15 protein-coding genes and 1 other annotated feature are annotated in these 15,858 nt (G+C 43.8%); of the genes, 10 read left to right on the top strand and 5 right to left on the bottom strand.

Going from position 1 to position 15,858, the window contains the following annotated elements; translation table 11 throughout:
• Nucleotides 1–2 precede the first annotated feature (2 nt).
• Genes MHH33_RS17295 through trpE form a run of 5 tightly spaced genes read right to left on the bottom strand, consistent with a single transcriptional unit; the run spans nt 3 to nt 4,393 of the window.
• A complete protein-coding gene (locus tag MHH33_RS17295; protein WP_342542492.1) occupies nt 3–617 on the bottom strand; it encodes a phosphoribosylanthranilate isomerase in 615 nt (204 codons plus the stop codon).
• A complete protein-coding gene (gene trpC / locus MHH33_RS17290) occupies nt 617–1,405 on the bottom strand; it encodes an indole-3-glycerol phosphate synthase TrpC (protein WP_342542491.1) in 789 nt (262 codons plus the stop codon). The genes MHH33_RS17295 and trpC overlap by 1 nt, the downstream gene beginning before the upstream one ends.
• The gene (trpD, locus tag MHH33_RS17285; RefSeq protein ID WP_342542490.1) at nt 1,402–2,433 is read right to left on the bottom strand and encodes an anthranilate phosphoribosyltransferase; all 1,032 of its coding nucleotides are present in this window, start codon (nt 2,431–2,433) and stop codon (nt 1,402–1,404) included. The genes trpC and trpD overlap by 4 nt, the downstream gene beginning before the upstream one ends.
• 17 nt (nt 2,434–2,450) lie before the next feature.
• Nucleotides 2,451–3,032 carry an aminodeoxychorismate/anthranilate synthase component II gene (locus tag MHH33_RS17280; RefSeq protein WP_342542489.1) on the bottom strand — a complete coding sequence of 194 codons (582 nt, stop codon included), beginning with the start codon at nt 3,030–3,032 and terminating at the stop codon, nt 2,451–2,453.
• Nucleotides 3,029–4,393 carry an anthranilate synthase component I gene (trpE, locus tag MHH33_RS17275; RefSeq protein WP_342542488.1) on the bottom strand — a complete coding sequence of 455 codons (1,365 nt, stop codon included), beginning with the start codon at nt 4,391–4,393 and terminating at the stop codon, nt 3,029–3,031. Before trpE ends, MHH33_RS17280 begins: the two co-directional genes overlap by 4 nt.
• 77 nt (nt 4,394–4,470) lie before the next feature.
• Nucleotides 4,471–4,683: a binding site (T-box leader), on the bottom strand.
• A gap of 409 nt (nt 4,684–5,092) precedes the next feature.
• Here trpE and MHH33_RS17270 point away from each other — a divergent pair.
• From MHH33_RS17270 to MHH33_RS17225, 10 genes are all read left to right on the top strand, one after another.
• Nucleotides 5,093–5,917 (top strand): M55 family metallopeptidase, encoded by an 825-nt coding sequence (locus MHH33_RS17270; RefSeq protein WP_342542487.1) that lies wholly within the window; start codon nt 5,093–5,095, stop codon nt 5,915–5,917.
• A 12-nt stretch (nt 5,918–5,929) separates the two neighbouring features.
• Complete coding sequence (locus MHH33_RS17265; protein ID WP_016428761.1) at nt 5,930–6,865, top strand: ABC transporter permease; 936 nt, start codon at nt 5,930–5,932, stop codon at nt 6,863–6,865.
• Entirely contained in the window at nt 6,865–7,818 is a 954-nt protein-coding gene (locus MHH33_RS17260; RefSeq protein ID WP_016428760.1) for an ABC transporter permease, read from the top strand. The genes MHH33_RS17265 and MHH33_RS17260 overlap by 1 nt, the downstream gene beginning before the upstream one ends.
• Before the next feature lie 107 nt (nt 7,819–7,925).
• Complete coding sequence (locus MHH33_RS17255; protein WP_342543798.1) at nt 7,926–8,951, top strand: ABC transporter ATP-binding protein; 1,026 nt, start codon at nt 7,926–7,928, stop codon at nt 8,949–8,951.
• A 62-nt stretch (nt 8,952–9,013) separates the two neighbouring features.
• Nucleotides 9,014–10,657, top strand: coding sequence for a peptide ABC transporter substrate-binding protein (locus MHH33_RS17250; protein WP_342542485.1), 1,644 nt, complete (start codon nt 9,014–9,016; stop codon nt 10,655–10,657).
• Nucleotides 10,658–10,999: 342 nt separating this feature from the next.
• The gene (locus MHH33_RS17245) at nt 11,000–11,923 is read left to right on the top strand and encodes an LD-carboxypeptidase (protein WP_342542484.1); all 924 of its coding nucleotides are present in this window, start codon (nt 11,000–11,002) and stop codon (nt 11,921–11,923) included.
• Between the two features lie 18 nt (nt 11,924–11,941).
• Nucleotides 11,942–13,045, top strand: a complete 1,104-nt coding sequence (locus MHH33_RS17240; protein ID WP_342542483.1) for a dipeptide epimerase — start codon at nt 11,942–11,944, stop codon at nt 13,043–13,045.
• A 13-nt stretch (nt 13,046–13,058) separates the two neighbouring features.
• Entirely contained in the window at nt 13,059–14,000 is a 942-nt protein-coding gene (locus MHH33_RS17235) for a C40 family peptidase (RefSeq protein WP_342542482.1), read from the top strand.
• A complete protein-coding gene (locus tag MHH33_RS17230) occupies nt 13,997–14,959 on the top strand; it encodes an oligopeptide/dipeptide ABC transporter ATP-binding protein (protein WP_016428754.1) in 963 nt (320 codons plus the stop codon). Before MHH33_RS17235 ends, MHH33_RS17230 begins: the two co-directional genes overlap by 4 nt.
• 84 nt (nt 14,960–15,043) lie before the next feature.
• Nucleotides 15,044–15,517, top strand: coding sequence for an acyl-CoA thioesterase (locus MHH33_RS17225; RefSeq protein WP_016428753.1), 474 nt, complete (start codon nt 15,044–15,046; stop codon nt 15,515–15,517).
• The last annotated feature ends 341 nt before the right edge of the window (nt 15,518–15,858 follow it).

Here is a 15,858-nt window from a genome sequence, read left to right as displayed (position 1 = left end):
GCTCATCTCTCCTCACCTCGAACTGCACGGATAAACGTGCGGATTTTTACTGCATCTTTTCTTTGCTCCGTCTCGACACCACTGGATACATCCACCATAAAAGGATTGACGGTTTTAATTGCTTCTCTTACGTTTCTTTCATTCAGACCACCGGCTAATATGACTTTCTCAAGTGGAATATTAGCTTTTTCAAGGAGTTTCCAGTCAAATGACTGACCCGATCCTCCGCGAAACTCCACGCCTGGTGCATCAAACAAGAAATAATCGACTTCAAATTGCGAAGCCTTTCGCACATCTTCAAAACTTTTTATCGATAAGGATTTAATGGTAGGAAGGAATATTTGTCGAACATATTCGGGTGCTTCATCTCCATGCAGTTGAACCATATCCAATGATACTTCTCCTGCGATGCGATTCACTTCATCCGTTGTTTCATTGACGAATACACCAATTCTCAACACATCATTTGGAACTGAACTAGCAAGTTTCTTGGCGGTTTCAACCGTTAGCTGGCGTCGACTAGGAGCGAATACAAAACCAATTGCGTCTGCTCCAGAATCAACTGCTGTTTTTACATCTTCCAGTTCCATCAATCCGCAAATTTTGACTCTTGTCATCACAATTCACCACGTTTCACGTGAAACGAACGCAATATTTCGTCAATATTTTCACTACGCATTAACGTTTCTCCAACCAGCACTCCGTGCGCTCCAGCATCCGCAACTAAAACAGCATCTGAGATGTTTCCAATCCCACTTTCACTAATCAATACGCGTTGTTCATGAAAAGGGAAGTGAGCGGCAATTTGCGAAGTGTTTGCTAAATCTACTTCGAACGTTTTGAGATTACGATTATTTACGCCGATGATTTTTGCATCGATTGCTAAGGCTCTCTGCAATTCTTCGACATTATGAACTTCAACCAAAACCTCCAAATCCAACTTACTAGCATAGTCAAATAATTCGCTAAGACTCTGTTGATCAAGCGCAGCGACAATCAACAGAATGATAGATGCGCCAGCACGTTTTGCCTCTTCAATCTGCAAAGGGTGAATGATAAAGTCCTTGCAGAGGACGGGAAGATTGACGGCTGATGATACTGCATGTAAATCATCCATCGAGCCTTTGAAAAATTGTTGATCAGTCAATACAGAAATTGCAGCTGCACCAGCTTTTTCATAAGCGAGTGCCTGCTGTACGGGATCGACATTACCATCAATCAAACCTTTCGAAGGGGAGGCGCGTTTAATTTCAGAGATGACCTGTAAGTGCTGCGTGTTATATAAAGTCTCAAATAAAGAAGGCTTGTCAGTAAGTGTTTTAGAAAATTCAAATTGTCCTTCTTGTTCCAATAACTCTATCACTTCCAGTTTTTTTACTTCTAAAATCTTCTCTAAAATCGTCATGCGTTCACCTCCAAATGACTTCGATTTTGACTGTAAGTGACGACTGATTCCAACACACTGAGCGCACTACCTGTTTCAATGCTCTTTCGTGCCTGGTGAACGCCTTCTTGAATGGTAGAAACGATGTCTGCCGCAAACAAACCGATTCCTGCATTCAACAATACGGTATCCATATAAGGTGAAGATTCACCCCGTAGCACGCTTTTTAAAATGGCTGCGTTAACCTTGGCGTCCCCACCGCGAATCGCTTCAAGTGGAGCAAATGACAAGCCCATTTCTTCGGCATTCAATGTAAAAGGGATGTAGTCGCCGTTCTTCATAAGTACGAGGTGGTTGTCTCCGGATAAAGAAGCTTCATCCATTCCATCGGCACCACTCAAGACGATTGCTCTTTTTCGGCCCAGACGATATAGGGCTGCTGCAATATCCATCAATTTATCCTGGCGATATACGCCGACCATTTGGGATGTTAATGTCACGGGATTGGTTAATGGGCCAATCATATTGAAAATCGTCGGTTTTCCCAGAGACTTACGAATGGATTGAATCCGTTTCATTTTCGGATGGACATATGGGGCGAATAGGAAAGCGATATTCTTTTGATTTAATAAGTCTTCCACTTCGCGTGGTTGGAAATCCAAAGCAATGCCGAGCTCTTCGAGTACATCCGCGCTGCCCGTTCTGCTCGAAATGCTACGGTTCCCGTGCTTTGCGATTTTCAGTCCTGCTCCCGCCAAGACAAAGGCCGAAGTGGTGCTGATATTAAAACTTTGGGAACCATCGCCTCCAGTTCCGCAATTATCGAATACATGGGAAGAGGTAACAGGAATCTGTGTAGCATTTTCACGTAACACTTCAACAAGTGCAGTTATTTCTTCGGTAGTTTCGCCTTTTTTTGATAGGGCACTTAAAAAATTCGCGATATCCACGCCTGCAATATCTTCTGAAAACATGGCGTTCGTTGCTTCTCTCATCTCACTGTACGTCAGTGACGTTCCACTACGTACACTCACTGTAAATCGTCTCATCTCAATCTCTCCTCTGACTAAATCTCTATAGGCTGAGCTATATCTGTTAAAAAGGCTTGAAGGATTTTATCCCCATCACGCGTTCCAATTGATTCTGGATGGAACTGCAAGCCGTAAAGCGGGTAATCCAAATGTTGAATTGCCATAATACTTTGATCGTCCATCGAAATGGCTGTTGTCTTAAAACATGAAGGCAGATCCTCCAAGACGAGCGAATGGTAGCGCATGACGGGTAAGGGTTGCGGCAGGTAGGCAAACATTCCTGCATGTGAATGCCGAATGGCAGAAACTTTTCCATGCATGACCAGCGTTGCCCGTTTGATTTTGCCACCAAATGCCACTCCAAGAAGTTGGTGACCCAAGCACACCCCGAGCATTGGGATGGTTTGATGGAATTCATTGATGATTGATAAAGAGTGCAACTTGTCATTTGGTGACCCAGGACCGGGCGATAGCACGATTGCTTTTGGGTTCAACTGACGGATTTCATCTATCGAAATTTCATCATATCTGACAACTTTTACTTCTTCACCGAGCATCGATAAGCTTTGATACAAGTTGTACGTAAACGAATCGTAGTGGTCTAGCAGCAAAATCATGACAGCACCTCCAATAACGACTTCGCTTTGTGCAACGTCTCTTCGAATTCTGCTAGTGGATTGGAATCATAGACAATGCCTGCACCTGCCTGGACATAAGCGGTTTGATTTTTGATGACCAATGTTCGAATGGCTAACGCGATATCGATATTGCCATTAAAACCGATATAACCAACTGCTCCGGCATAAACGCCTCGTTTTACATTTTCCAACTCTTGAATGATTTGCATGGCACGAATTTTCGGTGCACCCGATACCGTTCCTGCAGGTAAACAAGCGACTAGTGCATCAAGAGGATGCTGATTATTACGCAACGTGCCAGCAACTTCGGAAACGATGTGCATGACGTGCTGGTATTTTTCAATGCTCATGTATTTCGTTAGATGGACGCTGCCCACTTCGGTAATACGACCCAAATCATTTCTTCCCAAGTCCACCAGCATCCGGTGTTCGGCAAGTTCTTTCGGATCGGCGAGCAATTCTTTTTCAAGTTGTGCATCTTCTCCAGGTGTGTGACCTCGTCGTCTAGTTCCAGCAATCGGATTTGTCGTCACCCGATTACCTTGAATGCTCATTAAACTTTCTGGAGATGCACCGAGCACTACATGTTCATCAAAATCTACGTAAAACATATAGGGGGAAGGATTGTCTTTCCGTAATTTCCGGTAAAGCATGAAAGGGTCACCTGTATACGTTGCCTGCAATCGTTGAGATAACACAATTTGAAAAATTTCTCCCGCCCGGATACATTCTTTTGCGCGCACTACGTTATCGATAAACGCTTGTTTGCTCACATTGGATGTGAAGGGAAGGGTAGATTGTACACATTCTTCTTCACATTCCTTTACTGCCAGTTGGCGTACAACATCATTGATAAGAGAAAGGGCTGTGCCGTTATGCAAAATGGTGACATCTTGTTTTTGATGGTCATATACAACGACGGTTTCATAAACGAGCAAATGGATATCGGGCATATCACGTTCGTCAGGGAGGGCTGGCCCAATGTCTTCATAGTGTGCGATGACGTCATAGCCAATGTAGCCAATTGCACCACCATTGAAAGGGAATTCCAGATCATCGTCAACAATGGGAAGTAACGTTTTCAATAATTCGATAGGCTTTCCGCAGTGCACGGTGATTTCACCTGTTAGAAGTGAATGCTCTATCAAATCGTTGGCTGAACCACGAAATTCTTTCACTGGATTTGCGCCGATGAAAGAATAGCGACCCGACGCTTCATGTTTCAAAGAACTTTCCAGCAGGAATTTCCGCGTTCCCTGTAACCTTTTGAAAATGGCGATGGGCGATAAAGTGTCCCCGTTGATGGTAATTCGTGCTGTTTTTACTGAATGTGTTTGCATGTAAATCTCTCCTCTGCTCAGCTCATTTGCACCAGGAAACAAAAAAATCCCCTGTACATGAACAGAAGAGTTCATGTACAGAGGACGGAATGACCGCGGTGCCACCTCAAATTAAAAGCCAATAACGGCTTTCGCTTTAGGACCTGTAACGTAGATCACACGTTTTCCCGTACTGACATTCTGGGAAACTCTCCAAAGACCATTCACACCAAGTTGCCTATCAGCTTCCACCAGCCGCTGACTCTCTATGAAGACGTACTTGTGCTACTATTCTTTGTCATCGATTTTTCTCAACTCAACTCATCTCAACTCTTGGTGTTCTCACCGGCGATGTCGCTCCCGACACCTTCTGCCTAAATCCCGAACAAAAAAGTTGTTCCTATCGTAGTACGCATGAAAGAAGATGTCAACTGAAATCTTTTTGTAGAAAAAATTGAGGGCAGATGTGTGTCGGTGTCTATGCCATTTTATCCGTGGGGACTAGCAATTTAATTGGGGTCCCTTCGGATATATTTTGTGGTCTTCAAGTATTTTGTTGGAAGTGGAATTTCTCTCCGTCAAATCATTTCGGGAAACGAAAAAAACCCTCAAACTATATTGAAATATTCTAAAAAATTTGATATCTTTTAATAATAACAATAAGTAAAAATTCATAATAATAAAAATATGAGTCAATGGCATGAGGGGGACATCAAGAATATGAAATTTTTTATCTCGATCGATATGGAAGGGATTACAGGTTTACCTGATCACACTTTCGTAGATTCGAAGAAACACAACTATGAACGCGCCCGTCGTATCATGACAAACGAAGCAAATGCCATTATTGAAGGCTTACTGAAAAAAGGGGCTACCGATATTTTGGTGAACGATAGCCATTCACAAATGAACAACTTACTTGTTGAAGATTTGAATCCTGAAGCCATGCTGATCACGGGTGGAGTGAAACCTTACTCAATGGTACAGGCACTCGATGAAACTTATGATGGTGCGATTTTCGCAGGCTATCATTCACGTGCAGGACAACCAGGTGTAATGAGTCACTCGATGATTTTTGGAGTGCGAAACATGTTCATCAATGACGTGGAAATTGGAGAGCTTGGGTTCAATGCATATGTGGCGGGTCATTTTGGTGTACCGGTCATCATGGTTGCTGGAGATGACGGAGCATGTCGTGAAGCAGCGGCACTCATTCCAAACATCACAACAGTTGCAGTAAAAGAGTCAATCACTCGCCAAGCGGTCAAAACGATGCATCCGGAAAAATCACATGCACTGTTGACTGAACAAATCCAAAAAGCAGTGGACAATCGTCATTTGGTTAAACCACTTACCCCACCAAAAACCCCAACGTTGCGAATTGAATTTACCAACTATGGTCAAGCCGAATGGGCAGCCATTATGCCTGGCTGTGAAATAGAACCTGGAACAACGATTGTGAAATTTGAAGCAAAAGATATTTTGGAAGCGTATCGAGCAATGTTAGTTCAAGTGGAACTGGCGATGCAAACGACGTTCTGTTAAGGGGGACTTAATATGTTCTCATATACCATCAAACGTTTCTTTATGATGATCATGACCATTCTGATCATTGCGACCCTGACATTTATCTTGATGCACTCAATTCCAGGATCGCCGTTCAATGAAGAACGTACGACAAATGAAACGATTCAAGCCAATTTAGAACGCTTTTACAAGCTGGATGAACCACTTCCGGTCCAATATTTGTACTACCTAAAATCCATTGTCACGTTGGATTTTGGACCTTCAATCAAAAAACCGAATGAAACGGTTAATGAACTGCTCTCTCGTGGCTTCCCGATATCCTTTGAGCTCGGGATGGTAACCATTTTGGTAGCAGTAATTTCGGGTGTTTTACTCGGAACCTTTGCAGCACTGCGTCATAACGGGATTATTGATTACTTTGCAATGACATTTGCGGTAATCGGAATTTCCGTACCAAGCTTCGTACTGGCTACATTGCTTATTCAAAAACTGGCAGTAGATTATAATATTTTCCCACCAGCCACCTGGTCGAGCCCGATGCATATGGTACTTCCGGTGCTCGCTCTTGCTACGGGTCCAATGGCCATCATTGCACGTTTAACGCGTTCGTCGATGCTTGAAGTATTGACGCAGGATTACATAAAAATGGCGAGAGCAAAAGGATTGTCACCGTTTCGCATTGTTGCACGACATGCGTTGCGCAATGCCTTAATGCCAGTTGTCACAATTATGGGGACGATGCTTGCTGGGATTCTGACAGGAACGTTCGTCATCGAGAAAATATTCGCAATTCCCGGGATGGGAAAATACTTCGTTGAAAGTATCAACAACCGGGATTATCCGGTCATTATGGGAACGACCGTATTCTACAGCACGATTCTCGTAGTTATGTTATTCATTGTCGATTTGGTTTATGGATTCCTAGATCCACGTATTAAATTGCATAAGAAAGAGGGGGATGCGTGATGACTATCAACCACGAATCGACACCCGTATCACCCAACCGAGTACCTGATGAATGGTTCCGTAAGAAAGATAGAGATTTAGTCGAAGCGGAAGCCGTTGTTCGACCTTCATTATCCTATTGGAAAGATGCATGGCGTCGACTTCGCACAAATAAGCTGGCAATGACGGGTTTAATTTTCTTAGTTCTTTTGACGTTACTTGCGATTTTTGGTCCGATTTTCTCTCCGCATCCCGTGGATGGCATGGATTTGCCGAACCAAAACAAAGCACCTTCAAGTGAACACTGGTTTGGGACGGATGAAATGGGACGCGATGTCTTTACACGCACCTGGTATGGCGCTCGTATTTCATTGTTTGTGGGACTTGCCGCAGCATTGATTGACTTCTTTATCGGTGTGATTTACGGCGGTTTTAGTGGCTACAAAGGTGGACGTACAGATGCCATAATGATGCGTATCATTGAAGTCCTGTATGGCTTGCCGCATTTATTAGTTGTTATTTTATTATTGGTTGTAATGGGTCCAAGTTTAACGACAATTATTGTCGCTCTGACCGTTACCGGATGGGTCGGAATGGCCCGAATTGTAAGGGGACAAGTACTGCAAATCAAAAACTATGAATTCGTGACAGCGTCCAAATCATTTGGAGCAAAAACACCACGAATCATTCGACGAAACTTATTGCCGAACACCATGGGTCCAATCATTGTCCAAATGACCTTGACGGTTCCGAGTGCCATTTTCGCGGAAGCCTTCCTGAGTTTCCTTGGACTCGGTATTCAAGCCCCATTTGCAAGTTGGGGTGTTATGGCGAATGATGCCTTGCCAGTTATCCTATCAGGTCACTGGTGGAGACTATTCTTCCCGGCATTCTTCATTTCATTAACTATGTTTGCATTTAACGTCCTTGGTGACGGACTACAAGACGCACTTGATCCGAAGTTAAGGGGGTGACACATATGAACGAACAGCAACTAGAAAACGCCCGGGAATTGGCGAGAGAAAGACGCGCGGAAGTCGGTCGTACTCAACAAGCGGTTGTGACGGCGCACACGCAAAAAATGAAACGTAAAAAAGTCATAACCGAGGACATCATTTTGTCGGTAGACAATTTACATGTGTCATTCAAAACATATGGTGGAAATGTACATGCCGTCCGTGGTGTGTCCTTTGCTCTCCGAAAAGGAGAGACGCTTGCAATTGTAGGCGAATCGGGTTGCGGAAAATCCGTGACATCCAATGCCATTATGGGGCTTATTCCACAGCCGCCGGGGCGTATTTCAGATGGCAAAGTGATGTTCAAAGATGTCAATCTTACGAATATGACGAAAAAAGAACTTCGCAAAATACAGGGTGTCGACATCTCAATGATTTTCCAAGATCCGATGACGGCACTCAATCCGACACTTACCATTGGCGAGCAGTTGATGGAGGGTGTGCTCACACATACCAAAGCAAGCAAAGCGGAAGCGAAAGAAAAAGCGCTAGGCATGCTTCGCTTAGTAGGTATCCCAAATCCGCAAGAACGTTTAAAACAGTATCCTCACCAGTTTTCAGGCGGAATGCGTCAACGGATTGTTATTGCCATTGCGCTCATTTGCGAACCGGAGTTATTAATCGCGGATGAACCGACAACAGCACTAGATGTAACGATTCAAGCGCAAATTCTCGAATTGTTTGAAGAAATTCAAGCGAAAACAGGGGTATCGATTGTTCTGATCACTCATGACCTGGGAGTTGTAGCAAAAATCGCAGATCGTATTGCGGTGATGTATGCCGGCAAAATCATTGAACTCGGTACGAAGCGTGAGATTTTCTATACGCCACAGCATCCGTATACGCAAGGCTTGCTCAATTCGGTTCCGCGTCTCGATTTGATTGCGGAAGAACTGCAGCCAATTGAAGGGACACCACCTGATTTATTTGCGCCGCCTACAGGGTGTGCATTTACAGCGAGATGTCCATTTGCAATGGAAGTTTGTGAACACGTACATCCAGAAACAACGATTAAAACAGCTACTCATCGCGTCGATTGTTGGTTACAGGACGAACGTGCACAAGCGTTTTTGGAAATAGCTCAAAAATAGGATGAACGCACTTAGGTGCATAATCATAAATCATGAACACAATTCCAAGGGGGAAAACACACATGAAGAAATGGCTCTTGTTTTTACTGACAGCCGTGTTCGCACTTGTACTATCAGCATGTACAGCGAATAATGATGCAGGCGAAAAGCCAGCTGACAAAGGCGGAGACGACAAAGAAACAGAAACAGCTGAAGAAAAAGTGCTTTACTTGAACAACGGCACCGAGCCAACATCATTCGATCCATCGGTCGGCTTTGATGCTGTTTCTTGGAATGCATTGAACAACTTGATGGAAGGGTTAACTCGTTTAGGCGAAGACCATCAGCCAGAAGAAGCAACGGCTGAAAAAATTGAAGTATCTGAAGATGGTTTGACATATACATTCCACATTCGTGAAGATGCAAAATGGTCTAATGGAGACGCAGTTACTGCTAAAGACTTCGTATATGGCTGGACACGCATGTTGGATCCGAACACAGCTTCACCAGCGGCTTTCCTTGGTTACTTCATCGAAGGTGCAGAAGCATTCAACACAGGTGAAGGTAAGATTGAAGAGGTAGCAATGAAGGCATTGGATGAAAAAACATTTGAAGTAAAATTAACTGCACCAACTGATGCATTTTTGAATATCATTACAAACCCAAGCTTTTTCCCAATCAATGAAAAAGTGGCAACAGAAAACGCACAATGGTTCACTGAATCAGAATCATTCGTAGGAAACGGTCCATTCCAATTAGCATCATGGGAACATGACGTGAAAATGGTATTTGAGAAAAACCCAGAGTATTGGGATGCTAAAACTGTGAAGCTAGATAAAGTAGAGTGGGCAATGGTCAACGACTCCAATACAGAGTACCAAATGTACCAAGCGAATGAACTAGATGTATCTGACGTTCCATCTGAATTGGCTGCTGATTTAATGGACAGCGAAGAAGTATCAATTCAAGACCAGGCAGGTACTTATTTCTACCGTTTCAACACAACAATGGAGCCTTTCACGAACGAAAAAATTCGTAAAGCTTTCGCAACAGCAGTCAACCAAGAAGAGATTGTTGAATTCGTAACGAAAAACGGTGAAAAACCAGCGCATGGTTTCGTTTCTTACGGCTTCCAAGGTCCGGACGGTTCTGAATTCCGTGACACGGTTGGTAATTTGGTAGAATTCAACGCTGAAGAAGCGAAGAAATTGTTAGAAGAAGGTATGAAAGAAGAAGGCTACGATAAATTACCGACTGTTACTTTAACGTACTCAACTTCAGATACACATCAAAACATTGCGGTTGCTTTGCAAGCGCAGTTTAAAGAAGCTTTAGGCGTGGACGTGGAATTAGCGAACGTAGAAGGAAGTGTATTCTCTTCTGAACAAAAAGAATTGAAATACCAATTGTCCCGTTCTTCATTCTTACACGACTATGCAGATCCAGTGAACGCGATTGAAAGCTTCGTTACAGGTTCATCAATGAACCGTACTGGTTGGTCAAATGCAGAATTCGATAAACTGATTGCCGATGCAAAAAAAGAAACAGATGCAGAAGCTCGCTGGCAGTTATTGATGAATGCTGAGAAAGTATTAATGAAAGAAATGCCGATTTTCCCAATCCACTTCTATAACCAAGTGGCATTGCAAAAACCAAGCGTTTCTGGAATTGTGCGTCACCCAGTAGGTTACCTAGACCTTAAATGGGTAGACAAAAAAGCGGAATAATTGAGAAAAGCGGAATGCGCCACTCTAGCTCGACACTGGCGCTGGAAGAACCGATGCGAAAGCATTGCTTTCGCCTGAGGCAGGAGGGAAAGCTAAGAACGCGACGTCCTGTCGCCACGCTTTCATGACCCACATCCTGTGGCCCTAAGCTTAAGTGCGAGCTGGCGCTGGAAGCTAGACACAACTGATTTCGAATGAAATACCCATAAATTTATACTTTCAAGACAATAAAAACAAGAAGTTGCGGCGTCTCAATCTGGCGCCGCACCCTTCTGTTTTCAAAAGAAGTTATACTTAGGCGAATAACTTTTTTTGAAAATAGAAGAGAGGAGCAATATAAGCATGCGCATACGACCAACACGATTACAAAAAGGGGATACGATTGGCATTATAGCCCCGTCAAGTCCTCCCAACTTAGAAAGCTTGCAACGCTCACTCACATTTTTAGAACAACTGGGATTAAACGTAAAAATGGGCAAATATATCGAGAACGTGCACGGCTATTTGGCTGGTACCGATGATGAACGTCTGGAAGATTTACAAGCTATGCTTGCTGATCCAAGCATAAAAGGGATCATTTGTGCAGGAGGCGGTTACGGGGCAGGGCGTTACGCTGACCGAATCGACTTTCAATTAATGGCGGAACAACCGAAAATTTTATGGGGCTATAGCGACATCACATTCCTCCATACAACAATCGGCCAATTCGCCAATGTAGTGACATTCCATGGACCGATGCTTGCATCGGATGTAGGGAAAGATACGTTCCATGATTTGTCCGCACGTATGTTCAATCAGCTGTTTGAACCAATCGAACTGCATTATACCGAAGATATTTCTCCATTGACCACATTAGGTGGTGGGAATGCACAAGGGGAACTTGTCGGTGGGAATCTTTCATTGCTAGTGAGTGCACTGGGCTCTAAATATGAAATCGATACTCGTGGCAAGTTACTGTTGATTGAAGACGTGGATGAAGAACCATATAAAGTAGACAGCATGTTGAATCAATTACGATTGGCTGGGAAACTTCAAGATGCAGTTGGCATCGTAGTTGGGGATTTTGCCCGAGCAGTACCTAAAAAACGAAAAACGACATTGACACTTGGTGAAGTATTGGAACATTACTTGGGTGATTTAGGAAAACCAGTCGTTTCTGGTTTTAAAATCGGTCATTGTGAACCACACTTTGCCGTTCCACTAGGAGTGGAAGCAAGACTCGATGGCGATGCCAAAACATTGACCATCTTACCAGGAGTTAAATAATCGGGAGGGGAAACTACCATGATTCTACATTCAATTGAAACCTTTTCGGTTGCGGTACCGCTCACAAAACCGTTTAAAACCGCACTTCGTACCGTGACGATTGCTGAATCCATATTTGTGAAAATTACAACTGAAGATGGAAGTGTCGGTTGGGGGGAAGCACCCCCTACCCACGTCATCACAGGTGATTCGCTTGGGAGTATTCAGTTTGCTATCGATCATGTGATAGGCCCCCAACTGATTGGACTTGATTTACATCATTCGGAGCGGGTATTCCAAAAATTGCATCGCTCCATGGTAGGGAATTCAAGTGCTAAAGCAGCACTTGATATGGCCCTCCATGATTTGCTTGGCCAACTTGCAGGGATTCCGCTTGTCACATTGCTTGGTGGATACCGAGATACACTAGAAACGGATTTCACGGTCAGTGTCAATGATGCGGAAGAAATGGCTGAAGACGCAGCTCGTTATGTAAAAAAAGGATTTAATGTATTGAAGATAAAAGTAGGCATCGATGATATCGAGAAAGACGTTGAACGAATTCGTGCGATCCGTGAAAAAATCGGCTATGAAACGAAGCTTAGACTGGACGCTAATCAAGGCTGGGAAGCGAAAGAAGCGGTCCGAGCAATTGGGCAGATGGAAGATGCCGGGCTTGAAATCGAACTCATCGAGCAGCCCGTGAAAGCGAATGATATCGAAGGTTTACAGCATGTGACCTTGCATACACATACGCCAATTATGGCGGATGAAAGTATTTTCACACCGAATGACGCAATACGCGTTCTTCAGCTTCGAGCAGCGGATTTAATCAATATCAAACTGATGAAAGCTGGTGGCATTTATCAAGCGTTGAAAATCAATGCTTTAGCAGAAAGTTATGGAGTGGAATGCATGACTGGGAGCATGATCGAGACGAAACTCGGAATTTCCGCAGCGGCTCATTTTGCTGCAAGCCAGCCAAACGTGACACGCTTTGATTTTGATGCGCCGTTGATGCTTGCAGAAGATATCGTCGAAGGTGGCATTGTTTATGACGGTCGACATATTCGTTTCTCTCGTGAGTCAGGGCTCGGAATACATACAGATTTAATGAATAAACGATTTCATCGTAAAGGGTAAGGGGGATTTTCATATGCTAGTTCAATCATCCACGACTTGGGCTTGTTCGGTAGCGGTTGCGACAGTATGGACTTCGCCTGAGTCTGCACGTACTCAAGACACCCATGGGCTTGAAAATCCAGTCCGTTTCACAAAATGGCTGGAAGCAATGAAGTATGAGGATTTGCTTGATTTGTGCAACGGTAACCGCGTGCAAACACAAGTCCTTTACGGGGAACCTGTATTGATTGAAGAGATCGTTGGTGACTGGGCAAAAGTAATCTGCACATGGCAACCTTCCAAAAAGGACGGCCGTGGCTATCCGGGATGGATACCCGTTGCTCAATTAAAAGAAATGGAACGCATCTCAGATTTCGGCTTTGCCAAAGTGACACAGTATAGAGCGCAACTTTGGACGAAAGATTTAAAGCCTTTGCTGGTGGTTCCTTTCAACACGATTCTTCCTATACTCGATAATAATGAACAATTTACTTTAGTTTCAACACCTCATGGTGAAGCCCTTATTTCAAGCGAAGAAATCGAGCATGGGCCAGGAATTGAAGCTTTCATTGAACGTTCAGGGGATGACGTAGTGGCGAGTGCCATGCGATTTTTGGAGCTTCCATACTTCTGGGGCGGAATGTCTTCGTACGGCTACGATTGTTCAGGGTTTAGCTACAATATGTTAAAAGCGCATGGTTATTTCATCCCTCGGGATGCGGATGATCAAGCAAGAAATGGTGAAGAAGTGGATATGGCCAACATGACTCAGTGGGAGATTGGCGATTTATTGTTCTTTGCGAACGTAGGGTCTAGCAATGTTCGGCACGTCGGTATTTACACAGGCAACGGGCAAATGATTCATTCGCCTTCCACTGGACAACACATTGAAGTAATAGAACTTGAAGGAACAAAGTTCGTAAAAGAATTGTGCGCCGTAAGACGCTACGCAAGAGCTGAGGGGGAAGCGTCATGACTGGTCAAGTATTGCTTGAAGTAAAAGATCTGAAACGCCATTTTGATATAGGCAAGAATCAAACATTAAAAGCTGTGGACGGCATCAGTTTTGAAATTTACCAAGGAGAAACATTCGGACTTGTTGGTGAATCGGGCTGTGGCAAATCAACTGCAGGACGGACGATTATGGGTTTATATAATCGGACGGAAGGGGAAGTAACGTACGGTGGGAAAAATGTACATACGATGGGCGAAAACGATCGTTATGCATTTTTGCGCAACATGCAAATGATATTCCAAGATCCGTATGCATCACTTAATCCTCGTTCAACTGTTTTTGAAATCATTGCAGAACCGATGGAAGTCCATGGGTTACATAAGAAAAAAGAAGATATGCAACGACGGGTTTATCAGTTATTGGAGGATGTTGGACTCAATCGCGACCACGCCAACCGTTATCCGCATGAATTCTCGGGAGGACAACGTCAACGAATCGGCATCGCGCGTGCGCTGGCACTGGATCCAGACTTCATCATTGCCGATGAACCAATTTCGGCACTCGATGTATCCGTTCAAGCCCAAGTCGTTAAGCTACTGCAAAAACTGCAAAGCGAAAAAGGCCTGACGTACTTGTTCATTGCGCATGACTTGTCGATGGTCAAATACATCTCGGACCGTATTGGTGTAATGTACTTAGGACATATGGTTGAATTGACGACGAGTGAACAACTGTATGCAAATCCACTTCATCCTTATACGCAAGCGTTGTTATCCGCCATTCCGATTCCAGATCCGGACATTGAAGAATCACGCGAACGTATTTTGCTCGAAGGGGAATTGCCGAGTCCAATTAATCCACCTTCAGGCTGTGTGTTCAGAACGCGTTGCCCGATGGCGATGGAAGTCTGTGCGAATGTTAAACCCGCTTGGCAAGAACAGGAACCAGGCCATTTTGTGGCATGTCACTTGTACGAGTAACTGCGATTGTATAAAGCTTGAAACTTTTCATTCGCAGTAGTGTTTTGTATGATGAGACTATCCAGCAATGAAGGGGAGAACATCATGACAAATACAGTACCCATGAGCCAGTCGCGAACAATCCAAACACATTTGGTTTTACCGCCCGATACGAATCACCACGAAACGATTTTCGGGGGTAGAGTTCTATCTTTTATAGATGAAATAGGTGCTATTACTGCGATGAAACATTGCAATAAGCCTGTTGTTACGGCTTCAATCGATTCAGTAGATTTTCTATCATCCGCTCGAGTTGGGGATGTGTTGGAGATGGAAGCAATCGTGAGCTCAACTGGCCGCACTTCCATGGAAGTGTATGTACGTGTGCAATCGATGAACTTGTTGACAGGAGAAACAAAGTTAACGACGGAATCCTTCTTGACGTTTGTAGCGGTAGAAAATGGAGTTCCAATGCCTGTCCCAGGAATACTGCCTGAAACTGAAAACGAACACCGCCTATTTGAATCAGGTCCTGCAAGAAGAGAACATCGGAAACAACGAATTCAAATGAAATTATAGAAAGAAAGCGGTGGCTTACAGGCTGCCGCTTTTTTTTCTTGCTGACTGGGGCAACTATTGGCTTGATTGGGGCAACTTTTCATGTAACTGGGGCAACTAACCATTTCCCTCCTAATTTCCCACTAATAAAAAGTGATTTAAATCAAAACGGTGATATTTAATGAAAAACGAGAGAGTACATTTGCGACTAGCAAGCCGCAGAGCGAGAAGCGTGAGACCCAGAAGTATACGGTTTTCATATTTGACGTGTTTAAGTAAAGAAGGAATAAATGTGATTCTTATGGAATTTATAGGTAAAATATGCATATAACATCATTCAGTTTTGAAGGGGGAATTCCAGG

It is taken from the genome of Paenisporosarcina sp. FSL H8-0542, from assembly GCF_038632915.1.
GTDB lineage: Bacteria > Bacillota > Bacilli > Bacillales_A > Planococcaceae > Paenisporosarcina.
The sequence above is the reverse complement of the archived record's forward strand: the minus strand, read 5'-3'. Positions and strand labels throughout refer to the sequence as shown.

Coding starts and splice junctions, on each gene's coding strand:
- MHH33_RS17295 (WP_342542492.1), bottom strand. CDS start 617: ATGACAAGAGTCAAAATTTGCGGATTGATGGAACTGGAAGATGTAAAA.
- trpC (WP_342542491.1), bottom strand. CDS start 1,405: ATGACGATTTTAGAGAAGATTTTAGAAGTAAAAAAACTGGAAGTGATA.
- trpD (WP_342542490.1), bottom strand. CDS start 2,433: ATGAGACGATTTACAGTGAGTGTACGTAGTGGAACGTCACTGACGTAC.
- MHH33_RS17280 (WP_342542489.1), bottom strand. CDS start 3,032: ATGATTTTGCTGCTAGACCACTACGATTCGTTTACGTACAACTTGTAT.
- trpE (WP_342542488.1), bottom strand. CDS start 4,393: ATGCAAACACATTCAGTAAAAACAGCACGAATTACCATCAACGGGGAC.
- MHH33_RS17270 (WP_342542487.1), top strand. CDS start 5,093: ATGAAATTTTTTATCTCGATCGATATGGAAGGGATTACAGGTTTACCT.
- MHH33_RS17265 (WP_016428761.1), top strand. CDS start 5,930: ATGTTCTCATATACCATCAAACGTTTCTTTATGATGATCATGACCATT.
- MHH33_RS17260 (WP_016428760.1), top strand. CDS start 6,865: ATGACTATCAACCACGAATCGACACCCGTATCACCCAACCGAGTACCT.
- MHH33_RS17255 (WP_342543798.1), top strand. CDS start 7,926: ATGAAACGTAAAAAAGTCATAACCGAGGACATCATTTTGTCGGTAGAC.
- MHH33_RS17250 (WP_342542485.1), top strand. CDS start 9,014: ATGAAGAAATGGCTCTTGTTTTTACTGACAGCCGTGTTCGCACTTGTA.
- MHH33_RS17245 (WP_342542484.1), top strand. CDS start 11,000: ATGCGCATACGACCAACACGATTACAAAAAGGGGATACGATTGGCATT.
- MHH33_RS17240 (WP_342542483.1), top strand. CDS start 11,942: ATGATTCTACATTCAATTGAAACCTTTTCGGTTGCGGTACCGCTCACA.
- MHH33_RS17235 (WP_342542482.1), top strand. CDS start 13,059: ATGCTAGTTCAATCATCCACGACTTGGGCTTGTTCGGTAGCGGTTGCG.
- MHH33_RS17230 (WP_016428754.1), top strand. CDS start 13,997: ATGACTGGTCAAGTATTGCTTGAAGTAAAAGATCTGAAACGCCATTTT.
- MHH33_RS17225 (WP_016428753.1), top strand. CDS start 15,044: ATGACAAATACAGTACCCATGAGCCAGTCGCGAACAATCCAAACACAT.